Origin of the sequence: Exiguobacterium sp. s166 (assembly GCF_018618855.1) — a bacterium.
GTDB lineage: Bacteria > Bacillota > Bacilli > Exiguobacteriales > Exiguobacteriaceae > Exiguobacterium_A.
The window spans coordinates 285710-304222 of the sequence record NZ_JACSMU010000002.1 but is presented as its reverse complement, the minus strand read 5'-3'; the positions used below and the strand labels follow the sequence as shown (position 1 = coordinate 304222).

Annotated in this window: 17 protein-coding genes; all 17 read left to right on the top strand. The window is 49.4% G+C overall.

Features of this window, described 5'->3' with window-relative positions; genetic code table 11:
- Position 1 precedes the first annotated feature (1 nt).
- Complete coding sequence (locus tag KNP93_RS05950; protein WP_131503032.1) at positions 2-1729, top strand: ATP-binding protein; 1728 nt, start codon at positions 2-4, stop codon at positions 1727-1729.
- 31 nt (positions 1730-1760) lie between these two features.
- A complete protein-coding gene (locus tag KNP93_RS05945) occupies positions 1761-2312 on the top strand; it encodes a cob(I)yrinic acid a,c-diamide adenosyltransferase (protein ID WP_114596244.1) in 552 nt (183 codons plus the stop codon).
- Positions 2309-3562: an EF-P 5-aminopentanol modification-associated protein YfmF gene (gene yfmF, locus KNP93_RS05940; protein ID WP_214853894.1), complete on the top strand. Its 1254-nt coding sequence runs from the start codon at positions 2309-2311 to the stop codon at positions 3560-3562. The genes KNP93_RS05945 and yfmF overlap by 4 nt, the downstream gene beginning before the upstream one ends.
- Positions 3559-4830: an EF-P 5-aminopentanol modification-associated protein YfmH gene (gene yfmH, locus KNP93_RS05935; RefSeq protein WP_371819887.1), complete on the top strand. Its 1272-nt coding sequence runs from the start codon at positions 3559-3561 to the stop codon at positions 4828-4830. Before yfmF ends, yfmH begins: the two co-directional genes overlap by 4 nt.
- Before the next feature lie 3 nt (positions 4831-4833).
- On the top strand, positions 4834-5538 hold the full coding sequence (ymfI, locus tag KNP93_RS05930) for an elongation factor P 5-aminopentanone reductase (protein WP_214853892.1): 705 nt from the start codon (positions 4834-4836) through the stop codon (positions 5536-5538).
- A 94-nt stretch (positions 5539-5632) separates the two neighbouring features.
- Positions 5633-6415 carry a DUF3388 domain-containing protein gene (locus KNP93_RS05925; protein ID WP_012369925.1) on the top strand — a complete coding sequence of 261 codons (783 nt, stop codon included), beginning with the start codon at positions 5633-5635 and terminating at the stop codon, positions 6413-6415.
- A 27-nt stretch (positions 6416-6442) separates the two neighbouring features.
- Positions 6443-7333 carry a helix-turn-helix domain-containing protein gene (locus tag KNP93_RS05920; RefSeq protein WP_131503028.1) on the top strand — a complete coding sequence of 297 codons (891 nt, stop codon included), beginning with the start codon at positions 6443-6445 and terminating at the stop codon, positions 7331-7333.
- Between the two features lie 64 nt (positions 7334-7397).
- The gene (gene pgsA / locus KNP93_RS05915; RefSeq protein ID WP_114596239.1) at positions 7398-7976 is read left to right on the top strand and encodes a CDP-diacylglycerol--glycerol-3-phosphate 3-phosphatidyltransferase; all 579 of its coding nucleotides are present in this window, start codon (positions 7398-7400) and stop codon (positions 7974-7976) included.
- A gap of 70 nt (positions 7977-8046) precedes the next feature.
- On the top strand, positions 8047-9291 hold the full coding sequence (locus tag KNP93_RS05910) for a competence/damage-inducible protein A (protein WP_214853890.1): 1245 nt from the start codon (positions 8047-8049) through the stop codon (positions 9289-9291).
- A gap of 101 nt (positions 9292-9392) precedes the next feature.
- Positions 9393-10436, top strand: a complete 1044-nt coding sequence (gene recA / locus KNP93_RS05905) for a recombinase RecA (RefSeq protein WP_131503026.1) — start codon at positions 9393-9395, stop codon at positions 10434-10436.
- A 193-nt stretch (positions 10437-10629) separates the two neighbouring features.
- Entirely contained in the window at positions 10630-12192 is a 1563-nt protein-coding gene (rny, locus tag KNP93_RS05900) for a ribonuclease Y (RefSeq protein WP_012369930.1), read from the top strand.
- A gap of 51 nt (positions 12193-12243) precedes the next feature.
- The gene (locus KNP93_RS05895; RefSeq protein ID WP_012369931.1) at positions 12244-13038 is read left to right on the top strand and encodes a TIGR00282 family metallophosphoesterase; all 795 of its coding nucleotides are present in this window, start codon (positions 12244-12246) and stop codon (positions 13036-13038) included.
- 29 nt (positions 13039-13067) lie between these two features.
- Positions 13068-13328, top strand: a complete 261-nt coding sequence (locus KNP93_RS05890; protein ID WP_131503025.1) for a stage V sporulation protein S — start codon at positions 13068-13070, stop codon at positions 13326-13328.
- Positions 13329-13530: 202 nt separating this feature from the next.
- Positions 13531-15282: a 2-oxoacid:acceptor oxidoreductase subunit alpha gene (locus KNP93_RS05885; RefSeq protein ID WP_131503184.1), complete on the top strand. Its 1752-nt coding sequence runs from the start codon at positions 13531-13533 to the stop codon at positions 15280-15282.
- Entirely contained in the window at positions 15269-16135 is an 867-nt protein-coding gene (locus tag KNP93_RS05880; protein ID WP_131973134.1) for a 2-oxoacid:ferredoxin oxidoreductase subunit beta, read from the top strand. Before KNP93_RS05885 ends, KNP93_RS05880 begins: the two co-directional genes overlap by 14 nt.
- Before the next feature lie 95 nt (positions 16136-16230).
- Entirely contained in the window at positions 16231-17322 is a 1092-nt protein-coding gene (gene tdh, locus KNP93_RS05875; protein WP_131503024.1) for an L-threonine 3-dehydrogenase, read from the top strand.
- Positions 17322-18497 carry a glycine C-acetyltransferase gene (locus KNP93_RS05870; RefSeq protein WP_214853888.1) on the top strand — a complete coding sequence of 392 codons (1176 nt, stop codon included), beginning with the start codon at positions 17322-17324 and terminating at the stop codon, positions 18495-18497. Before tdh ends, KNP93_RS05870 begins: the two co-directional genes overlap by 1 nt.
- Positions 18498-18513 lie beyond the last annotated feature (16 nt).

Genomic DNA, 18513 nt, shown 5'->3' with positions numbered 1-18513 from the left:
GATGAAATGGTTACAGAGCGTCGTCATTAAATTGTGGGGAACGATTTTATTACTCGTTTCCGTCGTCTTGATTGCCTTGACGATTTTATTACTCGAATTTTTCAACTCGTTCCATATCGAACAGGAACGGGGCCATTTGGCAAAACTCGGGCAACAGGTCGAAACGGTCTTCCAGGCCCACAGCGGTCTCGAAGAAGGATCTGCGACCGCGATCGAGATTACCGATATTTACGGGGCGACCTTGATTGCGACGACGAAGGATAATACGGTCGAAACGAATATCTCGGAAACAAAAGCAAAGCGGATCATCAAGGAACTCGAACGTCAGAACTGGAAAGCCGTTGACGGTGAAGAAGGGGAGACCGCGATCGGGAACTACGAGACGTTTAACGGAAAAGCAGCTCTTGCTTACCGTGCTCCGTTCATCACGGAAAGCGGAAGCGGGACGATGTATCTGATCGAACAGTTGACGAACATCGAACAGGCCAATGAAGGAGCGCGTCAAATCATTCAGCTTTGTGTCCTGCTGGCCATCATCGGAACGACCGTCTTTGCCTTCTTCCTGTCGACCCGGATTACGGCTCCGCTCCGAACGATTCGTCAAGCGGTCGTCGAGGCCGGTGAAGGAAAGTTTGATCAGAGTCTGACCCAGCGCTCGCGCGACGAAATTGGGGATTTGGCGCTTGCGTTTAATGAGATGAGCAGTCAGCTCAATCAGTACGTCACGGATCTTGATAAGGAACGTCATTTGTTATCGTCCATCTTAAGGTGTATGGCGGACGGTGTCTTGACCTTCTCGGAATCAGGTGAGTTACTGGCTACTAATCCGCCGGCCGAAGCGTTCCTGGCAGGTGGACCGGTTCCGGATGAGTTGATTGAGTTGTTCCAGACGGTCATGCGCAAAGAAAAAGAAATGACGGTTTCCTTTGAACGGGAAGGCCGCTTTTATATCATCATCGTCAGTCCGTTGCTTGAGCAGGAAGAACAAATCGGAGCAGTTGCTGTCCTGCGTGATATGACGGAAGCGCAGCAACTCGAGAAGATGCGTGCCGACTTCGTCGCAAACGTCAGCCACGAACTGCGGACACCGCTTGTCATGCTGCAAGGTTATTCGGAAGCGATTGTCGACGGTATGACCGAAAGTGATGAAGCGACAAAAGAGTTTGCGTCCATCATATACGATGAGTCGCAACGGTTGTCCCGCCTCGTCAATGATTTGCTCGATCTGGCACGGATGGAAGCCGGATATCAGGAAAAACGGGTTGAACCGATTGATGCCGTTCCGTTCGCGAACCGGATGATCAAGAAGTTTAAGCAGATGGGACTTGAAAAGCGGGTATCGTTTGAAGTGACCGGTCCCGACGTGCAGTTTGAAGCTGATCCGGATCAAATGGATCAGGTGATGACAAATCTGCTTGGAAATGCGTTACGGTATACGGAAGATGGACAAATCAAGATTGAAATCACAGAAGATAGGGAAACTATATCTTTATCTGTAATTGATTCAGGGGACGGTATTCCGGAAGAGGATGTCCCGTTTGTCTTTGACCGTTTTTACAAGGCGGACAAAGCCCGGACACGCGGCAAGACAGGGACCGGAATCGGTCTCGCGATTGTTGCAAACGTCGTCCGGTCGCACGATGGAGAAGTCCAGGTCGAAAGTGAACTGGGCAAAGGATCCGTTTTCCGAATTCAATTACCAAAAAAACAAAGGAAGCGAACTTTATGATTCGCTTCCTTTCGCTATAGGAGTGAGTCGTTTGAAAATCTATACTAAATCAGGTGATGAGGGAGATACGTCACTCGTCGGTGGACGTGTCAAAAAAAATGATGTGCGGATTACGCTGATGGGCGAACTGGACGAACTGAACAGTTTTGTCGGACTGGCCCGGACAAAAGCGACATCAATCGAAGTCAAAGAACAATTGACGGTCATCCAGCATGTCCTGTTCGATTGCGGGAGTGACTTGATGTACGTCGAACCGAAAGCATCCCGTCTGAGCACGACTGCGACGGAAGATCTCGAAAGCTGGATTGACAGTCTGACGGAATTGTCGCCGCCGCTCGATAAATTCATCTTACCGGGAGGCACGGAAGCAGCGGCTTGCCTGCACGTTGCCCGTACGGTCTGTCGGCGTGTCGAACGGGCGATGATAGATGTCGAACAGGCACATCATTTGTTACCGTTCATCAACCGTCTAAGCGATTTCTTCTTTACAGCGGCCCGTTATGAAAATGCGGTCAATGAAAAAGCGGACATCGAATATTTACGCAGTGCCCATGTGTTTAAACGAAAGGATGGAGAAGCATGAGTCAGTCATTTCAAACGTGGAACAAACAAGGAACGACCTTTCATCTCGTTCCAACCGATAAATTCAAGACGACGACGGTCCTCGTGACGTTTTCAGCACCACTCGAAGAGAAGACACTGACGAGCCGCGCCTTATTGCCCTACATCATGGAAAAGTCGACAGCTGCCTATCCTTCGATGAAGGCATTACGTGAGCCGCTCGAAACATTATATGACGCAGGTCTGTATGCCGATGCTTCGAAATTCGGGGAAGAACACGTCATCTCGTTCCAGCTCGATGTCGTCCGCGGTGACCTTGTACGTCATGAGACGCTGCTTGAAGAAGCGCTCGATTTACTGGAGCAGATGATTTTTTATCCGGACTTGACAGAGGGTGGATTCCGGGAACAGTTCGTCAAACAAGAAAAACGGTTGCATGCTCTCCGGATCAGCTCGTTATACGATGATAAGATGCGTTTTGCCCAGCAGCGTTTGCTCGAGCTGATGGCACCGGGAGAAGCGGTTTCATTATCTTCACTTGGTACACTTGAAGCACTCGAACAAATCACGCCGGTTTCCTTACGTGATACATACCGCTCGATGGTCGAACAGGACCGGATTGATGTATTTGTCGTCGGTCATGTCACGCAAAATGAGATGGAAGATGCCTTATCGTTCTTACCTTCCCATGATGAAAAGGCGAGTCACTACATTCCGGCTCAAAAACAGGTGGCAGGTGTCAAACGTTCGTCAGAGACGCAACCGATCAAACAAGGTAAATTGCATTTAGGATATCGTGTCAGTGTCGATCCGACGTCCGTCGATTCGATTCGGATGCAAATCGTGAACGGCCTATTCGGAGGATTCCCGCATTCGAAGCTGTTCATGAATGTCCGTGAAAAAGAAAGTCTCGCCTATTACGCGGCATCCCGTTATGCCGCACTGAACAGTGCATTGTATGTCTATGCCGGCGTAGAGACGAAACAGGCGGAACGGGCCGAGACGATTATCGGCGAACAACTGAAGGATCTCAAGGCAGGGCAGTTCACGGATCAGGAACTGACGCAGACGAAGGCGATGTTAATCAATGCCCGTCGGCAAATTCTGGATCAGCCGGGACAATTAATCGGCTGGTTGAATGGATCAAAGATGCGCGGACTGACGCTTGAAGATGAGATTCATCTCATCGAGACGGCAACACGTGAGGATGTCGTCCGTTTAGCGGCAACGATCGAGCTTGAGGCAGTTTATCTATTGCGAGGTGAAGAATAATGGAACAGTTGACGTATCACGATACAGACGAAACAGTATTTTTTGAACAGCTCGATAACGGACTTGCTGTCTATTTACTTCAGAAAAAAGGCTACGAAAAGACGTATGCGACGTTTACGACGCGTTACGGATCAATCGATAACCGCTTTAAAAAGGATGGACAGTGGGTCAATGTTCCGGACGGTATCGCGCATTTTCTCGAGCACAAGATGTTTGAGTCGGAGCAAGGGGATGTTTTCCAAGAATTCGGACGCCTCGGTGCATCGGCAAACGCCTTTACATCGTTCTCGCGGACTGCGTATCTGTTCTCGGCGACATCGTTGATTGAACAAAATCTTGAAACGCTGATTGATTTCGTCCAGGATCCGTATTTCACGGAAGAGAGTGTCGAAAAAGAAAAAGGCATCATCACTCAGGAAATTCAGATGTATCAGGATAATCCGGGATGGCGCTTATTCTTCGGTCTGATCGAATCGATGTATGCGAAACATCCGGTCCGGATCGATATCGCCGGGACACCGGAATCAATCGATCAGATTACAGCGGATGATCTTTATACGTGTTACCGGACGTTCTATCATCCGTCCAATATGGTGCTGTTCGTCGTCGGTAATATCGATCCTGCCGAGACGCTTGCCTTGATCAAAGCGAACCAGGCGAAAAAAGATTATACGGATCGTCCGGCGATCGAACGCGATTACGGCGTCGAACCAGACAATGTCTTCCGTAAACGATTTGAACTTGAGCTGGACGTCAAGACACCAAAAGTCTTGATCGGTTATAAAGACAGTTCACTCGGCGGACAGGAACAATTGCGTCGTGAACTGACAAGCGAACTGTTGTTACACCTGTTATTTGACCAGACGTCATCCACATATCTCGAGTTGTACGAAGACGGTTTGATCGACGATACGTTCAGCTTTGATTATTCGAGTGAAGAAGAATTTGCCTTCGCGACATTCGGAATGGAGACGGAAGATCCGGACCGTTTCATCACAGCCTATGAAAAACTGTTGGCTGTCCGTCCCGACTTTGAAGAAACAGAAGTCGTCCGGAAGCGGAACATGATGCAAGGGAAGTTCCTCCGTTCGTTGAACTCACCGGAATTCATCGCAAATCAATTCTCACGTCATGCTCTTGCCGGAACGAATCTGTTTACGTTACCGACTTTGATTGCATCGATTACAAAAGAAGAAATCGAAGCCCGGTTCGATGAATTGTTCGCGCTTGAAAATCGTGCGATTTCCATCGTTAAACCGTATGCTTGACCGATGCGGATTTTAATTACGGGGGCAAGCGGAGCAATTGGTCGGGCGACAGCCTTCCGCTTAGCGGCGGAAGGGCATGAACTCGTCCTCCACACCCACCAAAAACAACATGAGCTTGAACAGATGGTGAAGCAGTTGCCTGTGACGGCGGAGATCGTCACAGGCGATCTGTCTGACCGGAGGAACTTGACGGCATTTTGTGAGAAATTACCGTCCGTTGAAGGATTCGTTCACATTGCCGGAACGAGTTTCAGTGGTCTGCTTGTTGATCAGTCCCGTTCCTCGATCGAGGCGATGATGACTTTGCATGTCGAATCCCTGATTCGGATTGCCCAGACTTTGACGAGCCGAAAAGCTTTTTCAGCATCACTTTCGATCGTCGTCGTCAGCAGTGTATTAGGTGAATTCGGTGCCGCCGGTGAAGTCGTCTATTCGACCTGTAAGGCGGCACAACTCGGTTTCGTCAAGTCATACAGTAAGGAGCTCGGTGCGATGAATGGACGGGTGAATGCCGTTACGCCGGGCTGGATCGAGACCCCGATGAATGCCGTCTTTTCCGCAGAAGACCGGGACCTGGCACTCGCTGAAATACCTGCCGGTCGCTTTGGACGGGTCGAGGAAGTGGCATCCGCCATAACGTATTTAATGGGACAAGATTCGGCGTATATGAATGGTGCCGTTCTCAAAATTGACGGAGGTTGGATGTAATCCGGTGAAATTTGCTTAGGGGAATGCTTTTCATTTTTCAAAAAATCATTTAACATGAGGGATGGATAATCGATTTGAAGAGGAGGCTGGGCGCGTGAGTGAATTCGAACAGTGGTATCTGGAGTACGAACTGAACGTCAATCGTCCTGGTATATTAGGGGACATCGCGTCACTCATGGGGATGCTACATATTTCGATTGTCACGATTAACGGTGTCGATCACCAGCGTCGGGGCATGTTGCTTCAAACCAAGCAACCGGATCAAATCCCGCGACTCGCAGCCATCCTGAAGACGATGACGACGATTGACGTGATCAAACTTCGTAAACCGAAACTCCGGGACCGGATTGCGATTCGCCATGGTCGTTACATCGACCACAGCAGCGGCGAAATCAAGACGTTCCGTTTTGTCCGGGAAGATTTAGGGATTCTCGTCGATTTCATGGCCGAACTCTGCAAACAGGATGGACATCTGTTGATTGGCGTTCGCGGTATGCCGCGTGTCGGGAAAACCGAATCAATCGTTGCGGCGAGTGTCAGTGCCAATAAAAAATGGTTATTTCTTTCATCGACGTTAATCAAACAGACGGTCCGGACTTCGTTGTTCGATGATGAACGGACAGGCGATTATGTTTATATCATCGATGCGCTTGTCTCACAGCGCCATTTCGACGAGCGGCATTGGCAGATTTTACGTGAAGTCATGCGACTTCCCGCTACAAAAATCGTTGAACATCCAGATGCTTTTGTTAAATCGAGCGAATACACGTGGGATGATTTTGATTACATCATTGAATTACGCAACTCGACAGAAGAAATCATTGTCACCGAACCACCTCGTGCCCATGGCGGGAACGATTGGTTCAATTTCGAATAAGTATTGAAAATGGAAGGTGTGTTACCGATGACTGAGCTCGGAACCTACTTAAAGGAACAACGGGAGACGCTAGGAATCTCTCTTGAACAAATTCAAAGTACAACAAAAATTCAAAAACGTTACATTGTTGCGATTGAAGAGGGCGACTATAAACAATTGCCGGGTGCGTTTTATGCACGTGCCTTTATCAAGACATACGCGGAAGCACTCGGTCTTGATGTCGATGAAGTGTTTACGACTTACAAACGTGATTTGCCGGAACCGGAAGCGCAACCTGTCGTTGAGCTGTCCCGGCGTGCGACGTATTCGAAATCAACGGCACCGAAGAAAAGTGTCGCCAAACGGTGGATTCCGAATATCATCATCATTGCCTTGATTTTTGCAATCGGGGTAGCCTTGTATTACGGATTCCAGGCGTTCCAGGATGGTGACGGAACGAAAACGGCGACACCGAAACAAAGTGAGGTCACGATTGATGAAGGTGACGCACCGAGTGAGGAAGCAGACGCGCCGGTAGCGGAAGAACCGAAAGACGAACCGGCGAAAAAAGAAGAACCTGTAAAAAAAGAAACGAAAAAACCATTGGCAGTCAAGACGACAGTCGGTCAAGACATCACCTATGAAGTCCCGACAGATGGTACAATGAGTGTATCCATCCGGATCAAAAAAGATGCATCACCGTCACCGTTCGTCGGTGTACGGGATACTTCTTTAGAAGGACAAGCACTCGCACCTGACCATATCAATGCGTCAGATCCAAACCCGATCGTCGTCAAAAATGCCAAAACGGACGTGATTCGGATTCGGGTCGGCTCCATCAAAGGAATCGACCGGATTCTCGTCAACAATCAGGAGCTTAAGCTTAACCGCTCCCTCCTCGTTCAAAATATTTACTTGAAGAAAGTAGCCACGCCATAAGGCGTGTCTTCTTCATGTCAGCCGTTTTGCTGACATACATAACCCGAAAAGGAGGGATACGAGAATGAACTTGCCCAATCAATTGACGGTCTTACGCGTGTTACTGATTCCCGTGTTCGTTGCCGTCTTAGCCATCAATCCAGACTGGGGACAGTGGGATGTCTTAGGAGCGGAACTCCCGGTTTCCCACTTCGTCGCCGCGATGATCTTTTCCGTCGCCGCCATCACCGATTGGCTCGACGGGTATATTGCCCGGAAAAACAAATTGGTCACGAACTTCGGTAAATTTATGGATCCACTCGCCGACAAGATGCTTGTCGCTGCGGCACTCGTCTATTTAGTCGAACTCGGATTCGTAGCTGCCTGGGTCGTCGTCATCATCTTATGCCGTGAATTTGCTGTGACAGGACTCCGTCTTGTCGCTTCAGATGAAGGGATCGTCCTTGCGGCCGGAAATTCTGGAAAAGCAAAGACCTGGGTCCAGTTGACATCCATCATCGCCTTTTTACTGCACGATATCGGATTTGCGTTATTCAACATTCCTTTTGCGGAAATCACGATGTGGTTGGCGTTGATTTTAACAATTTATTCAGGTCTCGAGTATTTCTCGAAAAATATCAAATTAATTACGAAATCCATGTAAGGTGGATCAAACAAGACTGTTCGTCAAACCGAACAGTCTTTTCGTATAGTTAAGAAAGCGGGGATGTAGGATGAAAGCAGAAATCATTGCTGTCGGAAGTGAATTGTTGTTAGGGGAAATTGCGAATACGAATGCCCAGTATTTATCGGAGTGGCTTGCGACATGCGGCATTGACGTGCATTACCATACGGTCGTCGGAGATAACCGGGACCGGATGGTCGAAGTCGTCACACGGGCCCAGGAACGGGCGGAATTGATTGTCATTACCGGAGGACTTGGACCGACGGAAGATGACTTGACGAAAGAGGTCGTGGCGGACCTGCTCGGACGGACGCTTCATGTGGATCAACCGGCCTACGACCGGATTGAGGCATTTTTAAAAACGCGGGGACGCACGATGACGGAGAACGAAAAAAAACAGGCTCTTGTCATCGATCAAGCCGATGTTTTGACGAACCAGGCGGGACTTGCACCGGGTATGTCCGTTCATACACCGGACCATCAATACATTCTGCTACCGGGTGTTCCGCGGGAAATGAAACGGATCATTGCGGACCATTTCGATCATCTTTTAGGCAAGGAAACGATTAAATCGAGAACATTACGTTTCTTCGGCATCGGAGAGTCGGCATTAAACGATCAGTTGGCGAATCTCATCCGGACCGCCCGTAATCCTTCCGTCGCACCGTATGCCGAATTAGCAGAAGTCCGTCTTCGTTTGACGGCAAAGGCGCTTGATGAACAAGTCGCCCTTGGTATGCTTGACACGCTGGAGCAGCAGATACTTGCCGAAGTCGGGAGTCACTTTTACGGTTACGGCGAAACGAGTTTACCCGAGGTCGTCCTCGACCGCTGCCGGAAAGCCGGTCTGACCCTGTCTGCAGCGGAGTCACTGACCGGAGGTGCTTTTGCGAGCGGTTTGACCGATATTCAAGGCGCAAGTGATGTTTTCCGCGGCAGTGCCGTCGTCTATGCGGATACCGCTAAAGTGAACGTCTTAGGTGTACCGCATACCTTACTTGATGAACAGACTGCCGTCAGCAGAGAAGTTGCCGTTGCCATGGCGGAAGGGGCACGCAAACTGTATCAAACGGATCTCGCGATCGCTTTAACCGGTGAAGCAGGTCCGACGAGCAACAGCGGACGAGCGGTTGGGACGGTCTATTGTGCCCTGGCACATTCAGGCGGTACGGAAGTACTTGAACTGACATATCCCGCCTTCGACCGTGGTATGATTAGATTACGTTCTGTCAAAGATGCGTACTTCATGCTCATTCAAAATATCAGCCTGACGGACGAAATAGGCAAAAGATGATTTCTTTCAACTATGCGAATAAATGTTCGTAAAAAGCTTGTTATTCGGTCTCAAAAGAAGTACAATAATCTCAGTAAGATAAATAAAAGGAGGCCTGCTACGTGAGTGATCGTAAAGCAGCACTTGAGATGGCATTACGCCAGATTGAGAAACAATTTGGTAAAGGTTCAATCATGAAACTAGGTGAAAGTCCAGATCAGAGAGTATCCGTAATCTCTTCTGGATCCATCACATTAGATATAGCGCTCGGTGCAGGTGGATATCCACGTGGACGGGTAATCGAAGTCTATGGTCCGGAATCTTCTGGTAAAACGACAGTCTCGCTTCATGCGATTGCTGAAGTTCAAAAACAAGGCGGGCAGGCAGCATTCATCGATGCCGAGCATGCACTAGATCCTGCTTATGCCAGCAAACTCGGTGTCAACATCGATGAGTTACTGTTATCGCAACCGGATACAGGAGAACAGGCACTTGAAATCGCGGAAGCTTTAGTCCGTTCGGGAGCTGTCGATATCCTCGTTGTCGACTCAGTAGCTGCACTTGTTCCGAAAGCCGAGATCGAAGGCGAAATGGGTGACTCGCATATGGGTCTGCAAGCCCGTTTGATGAGTCAGGCGTTACGTAAATTGTCGGGTGCGACAAACAAATCAAAAACAATCGTCATCTTCATCAACCAGATTCGTGAAAAAATTGGTGTTATGTTCGGTAACCCGGAAACGACTCCAGGTGGACGTGCCTTGAAGTTCTACTCATCTGTCCGTCTTGAAGTCCGTCGTGCAGAAGCCTTGAAAAACGGTACAGATATCGTCGGAAACCGGACGAAACTGAAAGTCGTTAAAAACAAAATCGCTCCGCCGTTCAAACAAGCGGAAGTCGATATCATGTATGGACAAGGTATCTCGAAATTTGGTGAATTGATTGATCTTGGAACAGAACTTGATATCGTCCAAAAAAGTGGTGCTTGGTATTCATACAATTCAGAGCGTCTTGGTCAAGGACGTGAAAATGCAAAACAATACATGATCGAACATCCGGATGTTGCGGATGAGGTCGAACGATTGATTCGTGAACATCACGGTCTCGTCGATCGGAAAGAACCGGTTGACTTTGAAGAAGGTCAAGACGAAGATCTGTTTGCAGAATAAGCCGAAAGAGAGTGGAATCGATTCAGATTCTGCTCTTTTTTTGTTGAAAAGAGGAAAACATAGGAATTCTTTCCCGCCCGTTCGTTGACAATGAACGAGTGCTATCCTTACAATATAGATGTACGTTTTTTAGACAGCTTCGATGAATAACCGAAATGAACTAAGAAACACCTTGTAAAGGGGAGGTGAACCCATGGGTACAACAACTTGGATTGTCATACTTCTCCTCGCAATACTGATCGCATTCATCGTAGGCTACTTCTTGCGGAAATCGATTGCAGAAGCAAAGATTCAAGGCGCGGAAACAGAAGCGACGAAAATCGTGGAACGTGCACAAGTATCAGCGGAAGCAACGAAAAAAGAAGCATTGCTCGAAGCGAAAGATGAAGCCTTTAAACTTCGGAATGAAGTCGAAAAAGAGCTTCGTGAACGTCGTCAAGAGTTAACGAAACAAGAAGGACGATTGCTCCAAAAAGAAGAGACACTCGATCGCCGTGTTGATTCCATCGACCGCAAGGAAGAACAAATCAATACGCGTGATGCAGAGATCGCGAAACGGAAGCATCAAGCTGAAGAGTTAGAACGCAAAGTAGAGGACCTGTATGAACAGGGACGCCAAGAGCTCGTACGTGTTGCGAATCTTTCGCAAGACGAAGCCAGAGCTATCATCATGGATGAGACGAAACAAGCTGCCATGCACGATGCAGCCATTCTTCAAAAAGAAATCGAACAAAAAGCAAAAGAAGAAGCAGACAAAAAAGCACGCAACATCCTTTCACTTGCGATTCAACGGTTCGCCGCGGAACATATCGCAGAGACGACGGTTTCGGTCGTCAACTTGCCGAATGACGAGATGAAAGGCCGGATCATCGGTCGTGAAGGCCGTAACATCCGGACCCTCGAAACGTTAACGGGTATCGATTTAATCATCGATGACACACCGGAAGCGGTCATCTTGTCCGGATTTGATCCGATTCGCCGCGAAGTGGCGAAGATGGCCCTTGAAAAACTCGTTCAAGACGGTCGGATTCACCCGGCACGAATTGAAGAGATGGTCGACAAATCACGTCGGGAAGTCGACGAACGGATTCGTGAAATCGGTGAAGAAGCGACATATGATGTCGGGATTCACGGGATTCATCCGGATCTCGTCAAAATTCTCGGCCGCTTGAAGTATCGGACAAGTTATGGTCAAAACGTATTGTTCCACTCACTCGAAGTCGCTCATCTTGCCGGTATGATGGCAGCAGAGCTCGGTGAGGATGTAACACTTGCGAAACGCGCTGGTCTCCTCCACGATATCGGGAAAGCGATTGACCACGAAGTGGAAGGAAGTCACGTTGAAATCGGAGTGGAACTTGGTACGAAGTACAAAGAACATCCAACCGTCATCAATGCGATTGCTTCCCACCACGGGGATACGGAAGCGACATCTGTCATTTCCGTTCTGGTCGCAGCAGCAGATGCCTTATCTGCCGCCCGTCCAGGTGCACGTCAAGAAACACTCGAGAGTTACATCCGACGTCTCGAACGTCTGGAAGAAATCTCAGAATCATTTGACGGGGTAGAGAAGTCCTTTGCGATTCAAGCAGGTCGTGAAGTACGGATTATCGTTCGTCCTGATGTCGTCGACGATGTCCTTGCCCATAAGATGGCAAGCGATATCCGGAAAAAAATCGAAGAAGAACTCGATTATCCGGGTCATATCAAAGTCACGGTCATTCGGGAAACACGAGCGGTCGAATACGCAAAATAAGCAAAGTGGCGGGCGACCGCCACTTTTTTTAATTACTTGGAGGAATGTTTCATGAAAATCTTATTTATCGGAGATGTCGTCGGAGCACCCGGCCGTCATATCTTACAGCAGTTTACAGCACGCATTAAATCCAAATATAATCCGACTGTCATGCTCGTCAATGGAGAAAATGCAGCGCATGGCCGCGGGATCACGAAATCGATTTATCATCAGTTACTTGAACTTGGATTCCATGGTGTGACGATGGGGAACCATACGTTTGATAACCGGGACATCTTTGACTGGATCGATGACGCGGATCGGATCGTCCGTCCGGCGAACTATCCGGAAGGTACACCGGGTCGTGGCATGATGGTCTTAAAAGTCGGCAACAAGAAAATCGCCGTCATCAACGTTCAAGGGACGGTCTTCTTACCGCCGCTCGGCGATCCATTCCGGACAGTCGATGAACTGATTGCTGAAGTCGAGGGTGAAGTCGATGCAATCTTCGTTGACGTTCATGCGGAAGCAACGAGTGAAAAAATCGCGATGGGCTATCACTTGGCAGGTCGTGTCCAGGCGGTTGTCGGGACACATACGCACGTCCAGACGGCGGATGAACGGATTCTTGAAGGTGGAACGGCTTACATCACGGATGTCGGCATGACAGGTCCACTCGACGGTGTTCTCGGGATGCGCAAAGAAGATGTCTTGCGAAAATTTAAAACACAGCTCCCAACCCGGTTTGAAGTTGCTGAAGGACGGGAACAATTAAATGGAGTCTTGATTCATATTGATGATGTATCAAAAAAAGCAACGAAGATTGAACGCATCCATTTAACGGATCAATCGATTTTCTTTGATTGAGTTTTGATTTTTGATTGGGAGGTACATGCATGGACGTCCTGAAAGTATCAGCTAAATCGAATCCGAATGCGGTCGCCGGAGCGCTCGCAGGTGTACTTCGAGAGAAAGGTTCTGTCGAAATTCAGGCAATCGGAGCAGGTGCACTCAATCAATCCGTCAAAGCGGTTGCAATCGCAAGAGGATTTGTCGCACCGTCAGGCATGGATTTGATCTGTATTCCGGCATTTACCGACATCATGATTGATGGCGAGGAACGGACGGCAATCAAATTAATCATTGAACCACGATGATGCATCATTGGACATAGGTCCTACGCTAAACCAGACCATTTACTCGTTGGAGTAGATGGCCTTTTTTTATGACGGATTACAGGAAAAAATCAACGGATTCGTCAGCGGAGCATTGTACAAGCATCGGGAAATCGGTATCATGGGGGAGGATAGTGAAGCAGACAGCTTCAATCATTTCAGGGGATTAAAGGAGCGAACGTCGATGTACAATCAATTGTCATGGAAAGTAGGCGGTCAGCAGGGGGAAGGGATCGAATCGACGGGTGAGATCTTTGCCATTGCCTTGAACCGCCTTGGTTATTACTTATACGGATACCGTCATTTTTCTTCACGCATCAAAGGTGGACATACGAACAACAAAATCCGGGTCGCGACACACGAAGTCCGGACCGTCGCCGACGATCTCGATATTCTGGTTGCCTTTGACCAGGAAACGATCGATGTCAATTTCCATGAGTTGCGTCAAGGGGCAATCATCATTGCCGATGCGAAGTTCAATCCGACCAACCCGGATCAGACACGTGCCGTCCTGTATCCGATTCCTTTTACGGAAATTGCGTCCGGACTCGGAACGTCGTTGATGAAAAACATGGTTGCCATCGGGGCATCGAGTGCGATTCTCGGGATTGCACCGGAACGTTTCCAGGCGGTCGTGGAACAGATTTTTGGCCGCAAAGGACCGGAAATGGTCGAGAAAAACTTATCGGCGATTCGCGAAGGGGCAGCGGCATTTGAAGCGATGGCTGGAACAGCGGAACGTTTCGTCCTCGATCCGGCAGACGGACAGCAACGGATGTTTATGATCGGCAATGATGCGATTGCGCTTGGTGCAGTTGCAGGGGGTGCCCGTCTGATGGCAGCTTATCCGATTACTCCGTCGTCGGAAATCATGGAGTACTTAATTAAAAAATTACCGCAGTTCGGCGGAACCGTCGTTCAGACGGAAGATGAGCTGGCCGCAGTTACGATGGCAATTGGTGCCAACTACGCCGGCGTCCGGGCCTTGACGGCATCAGCCGGACCCGGTCTGTCGCTGATGGCAGAAGCAATCGGTTTGTCCGGAATGACGGAAACGCCGCTTGTCATCATTGATACACAACGGGGGGGGCCTTCGACCGGACTGCCGACGAAACAGGAACAGTCCGACTTGATGGCGATGATTTACAGCACACACGGTGAGATTCCGAAAGTCGTCTTGGCGCCGTCGACAGTCGAGGAAGCTTTTTATGATGCAGCGGAAGCATTCAACATCGCGGAAGAATACCAATGTCCGGTCATTCTCTTGACGGATTTGATGTTATCGCTCGGGAAACAGTCTGTCGAACCGCTTGATGTCAACCGCGTTGAAATCCGCCGCGGGAAATTGATGCTTGATGAACTGCCGGAACTTGAAGGAAAAGCGTACTTCAAACGCTATGAAGTGACGGAAGACGGAATCAGTCCGCGTGTCGTCCCGGGTACGAAACACGGTATTCATCATGTGACGGGAGTCGAACATAACGAAGAAGGCCGTCCGTCGGAAGCGACGAAGAATCGGGTCGATCAAATGACGAAACGTCTCCGCAAGTTAAACCGGTTCCGGATGAAGGATGCCGTCCTTGTCACAGAACAGCATGCCACACCGGATATTCTGTTTGTCGGTTTTAACTCGACGCGCGGAACGATTGAAGAAGTGATGCCGCGTCTTGAAGAACAGGGCATTCATGTCGATCATCTCCATATCCGGCAGATGCATCCGTTTCCGAGTGAACTCGTCCGTCCGCACCTCGAGCGGGCCAAACAGGTCGTCGTCGTCGAATACAATGCGACGGGACAACTGGCGAAACTGATTCAGATGAACTGCGGTTTTGCAGAAAAAATTGAACATATTTTAAAATTCAACGGCGATCCGTTCTATCCGGCGGAAGTGGTGGAACAAGTCGTTGCAGGAGGGGTTTTCCATGGCAACCTTTAAAGATTTCAGAAACGATGTCAAACCGAACTGGTGTCCCGGCTGCGGTGACTTTTCGATTCAGGCGGCCATTCAACGGGCGGTCGCAAACGTCGGACTGGAGCCGGAGGAACTGGCTTTGATTTCCGGTATCGGCTGTTCGGGACGGATTTCCGGTTATATCAATACGTATGGATTTCATGGTGTCCACGGCCGGTCGTTACCGATTGCCCAGGGCGTCAAGATGGCGAACCGTGAGTTGACGGTCATCGCGTCCGGCGGTGACGGGGACGGATTCGCCATCGGGATGGGACATACGATTCATGCATTCAAACGAAATGTCGATATGACGTACATCGTCATGGACAATCAAATCTATGGTTTGACAAAAGGACAGACATCCCCGACGTCGGCGCTCGGTTTTAAGACGAAGTCGACACCGAAAGGATCCATCGAAAAAAGTGTCTCACCGGTCGAACTAGCATTGACGGCAGGCGCAACATTCGTTGCCCAAAGCTTTTCGAATGACTTGAAAGGATTGACGAGTCTGATTGAACAGGCGACGCAACATAAAGGATTTGCCTTTATCAACGTGTTCAGTCCGTGTGTGACGTTCAATAAAGTCAACACGTACGACTGGTTCAAACAGAATCTGACGAAACTGGATGATCTCGATGACTATGATGCGACGAATCTTGATCTCGCGAAACGGATCGTCCACGAACATAACGGTCTCGTCATGGGCTTGATTTATCAGGACGATTCGCGTCCGGATTATCAGTCCCAAATCGACGGGTATGCCGATCAGGGGCTGACTTTTGCAAATCTCGACATGAATGAAGAAACATTTGGTAAACTTGCGGCTGAATTCATGTAAACTAGAAGTGAATGATTGTTTGGTTAGTTGGGGATGCTCAATACTTGGTCTGGACCGATTAGAGAAAGAGGCAAGGACCACGAAGGAGTCGGGGAATGATGACAAAACTAGTGACAGCTGTAGAAGACACGACGAAAGTAAAAACGATGCGGGCACTCGTCAAAGAAGAACGGGGATTTGGCGCCGTTTTAAAAGAAGTGGCGGTTCCGTCACCAAAACGCGGTGAAGTCTTGATCCGCGTCGAGGCGACTTCAATTTGCGGGACGGATGTCCATATTTACGAATGGGATGCCTGGGCAGCGTCCCGTGTCAATCCACCGTACGTCTTCGGACATGAGTTTTCAGGCGAAGTCGTGGAACTCGGGGAAGGGACAAAACGTCTGAAGCTCGGGGACCACGTCTCGGCGGAAACACATATCGTCTGTCATCAATGTAAACAATGTTTACGTGGTCAATATCATATTTGTAAAAACACAAAAATCATCGGGGTCGATACGCAAGGCTGTTTCGCGGAGTACGTCGTCATGCCTGAAGAAAATCTCTGGGTCAATCCGGACGACATGCCGGCCAGCATCGCATCGATTCAAGAGCCGATGGGCAATGCCGTCCATACGGTTCTTGCAAGTGATGTCAGTGCGAAAACGGTGGCAGTCGTCGGCTGTGGTCCAATCGGTCTGATGGCCGTATCCGTCGCGAAAGCGGCAGGCGCTGCGGAAGTCATCGCAATCGATGTCAATCCGTACCGCTTGGAACTTGCGAAGACGATGGGTGCAGATGTCGTCATCGATTCGCGTCATGAAGATGTCCTAGAACGGGTCCGTTTGATGACGGACGGAGACGGCATTGATGTCGTCTGCGAAATGAGCGGTCATCCGGTCGCGATCGGTCAAGCATTCGAGATGGTGACAGCAGGAGGAGACGTTAACATCTTGAGTCTGCCGGTCAAACCGGTTGAAATCGATTTGACGAACCATGTCGTCTTCAAAGGAGTCCGCGTTCAGGGGATTACCGGGCGGAAGATGTATGAGACATGGAGTCAGGTGTCCGCTTTCCTGTCGAGCGGAAAAGTCGATGTGAAACCGTTGATTACGCATACGTTACCACTCGAACGGTTTGAAGAAGGATTCGAATTGATGCGACAAGGGAAATGTGGAAAGGTCGTACTACAACCAAGGGGGACAAATTAATGGGTTTTGAGCATTTACGGACAGAAGTAGAAGAGATGAAACAAGCGGGAACGTTCCGCGAACTCGTCGCACTTGAGAGTGCCCAGCACAACCGGGTGACGGTCGACGGGAAAGAATTGATTCAACTGTCGTCGAACAACTATCTCGGACTCGCAGCGCACCCGCGTCTCGCGAAGCGGGCAGCGGACGCAGCACTTGAATTCGGTGCCGGAACAGGATCGGTCCGGACGATTGCCGGAACACTCGAAATGCACCAGGCGTTCGAACGGGAACTGGCGACCTTTAAACATACGGAAGCGGCACTTGTCTTCCAATCCGGATTCGCAACAAACCTCGGTGTGTTGTCAGCCTTGCTCGGACCGGAAGACGTCGTCATTTCTGATGCCTTGAACCATGCGTCAATCATCGACGGAATTCGTCTGACAAAAGCGAAACGCCGTATTTATAATCATGTTGATCTTGCGGACCTGGAAGCGGCGCTGCAGGAAACACAAGATGCGCGGACACGTCTCGTCGTAACGGACGGCGTCTTCTCGATGGACGGTAACATTGCGCCACTCCCGGAAATCGTCGAACTGGCTGAAAAATACGATGCCCTCGTCATGGTCGATGATGCCCATGCATCCGGTGTTCTCGGAAAAAGTGGCCGTGGAACCGTTAATCACTTCGGTCTCGACGGACGAGTCGCCTTACAGGTCGGGACACTCTCAAAAGCGATTGGTGTTCTCGGGGGATATGTTGCGTGTGAACAACACGTCAAAGACTATCTGATCCATAAAGGCCGTCCGTTCCTGTTCTCGACGTCGCATCCACCGGCAGTCGTCGAAGCGAACCGGGAAGCGCTCCGCGTCATGGAAGAAGAAACGGAACTGTTTGACCGTCTCTGGGAAAACACGGAATTCTTCAAACATGGTTTGCGTGAACTCGGCTTTAATATCGGCACGTCAACGACGCCGATCACACCGGTCATCGTCGGTGATGAAGCATTATGTCATCAGCTGTCAGACCGTCTGCGTCAACACGGTGTCTTTGCACAAGGGATTGCTTTCCCGACGGTCGCGAAAGGCAAAGCGCGTGTCCGGACAATCGTCACAGCGGAACACAAACGCGAAGATTTAGAGCAGGCACTCGAAGCATTTAAGCAAGTCGGACAAGAGTTAGAATTGATTAAATAAGAAAGTCTGAAACTAA

Bases quoted from the DNA above. Each gene is read 5' to 3' on its own strand.
- KNP93_RS05950 (WP_131503032.1), top strand. From the start codon at position 2: ATGAAATGGTTACAGAGCGTCGTCATTAAATTGTGGGGAACGATTTTA.
- yfmF (WP_214853894.1), top strand. From the start codon at position 2,309: ATGAGTCAGTCATTTCAAACGTGGAACAAACAAGGAACGACCTTTCAT.
- ymfI (WP_214853892.1), top strand. From the start codon at position 4,834: ATGCGGATTTTAATTACGGGGGCAAGCGGAGCAATTGGTCGGGCGACA.
- KNP93_RS05920 (WP_131503028.1), top strand. From the start codon at position 6,443: ATGACTGAGCTCGGAACCTACTTAAAGGAACAACGGGAGACGCTAGGA.
- pgsA (WP_114596239.1), top strand. From the start codon at position 7,398: ATGAACTTGCCCAATCAATTGACGGTCTTACGCGTGTTACTGATTCCC.
- KNP93_RS05910 (WP_214853890.1), top strand. From the start codon at position 8,047: ATGAAAGCAGAAATCATTGCTGTCGGAAGTGAATTGTTGTTAGGGGAA.
- rny (WP_012369930.1), top strand. From the start codon at position 10,630: ATGGGTACAACAACTTGGATTGTCATACTTCTCCTCGCAATACTGATC.
- KNP93_RS05895 (WP_012369931.1), top strand. From the start codon at position 12,244: ATGAAAATCTTATTTATCGGAGATGTCGTCGGAGCACCCGGCCGTCAT.
- KNP93_RS05890 (WP_131503025.1), top strand. From the start codon at position 13,068: ATGGACGTCCTGAAAGTATCAGCTAAATCGAATCCGAATGCGGTCGCC.
- KNP93_RS05885 (WP_131503184.1), top strand. From the start codon at position 13,531: ATGTACAATCAATTGTCATGGAAAGTAGGCGGTCAGCAGGGGGAAGGG.
- KNP93_RS05880 (WP_131973134.1), top strand. From the start codon at position 15,269: ATGGCAACCTTTAAAGATTTCAGAAACGATGTCAAACCGAACTGGTGT.
- tdh (WP_131503024.1), top strand. From the start codon at position 16,231: ATGATGACAAAACTAGTGACAGCTGTAGAAGACACGACGAAAGTAAAA.
- KNP93_RS05870 (WP_214853888.1), top strand. From the start codon at position 17,322: ATGGGTTTTGAGCATTTACGGACAGAAGTAGAAGAGATGAAACAAGCG.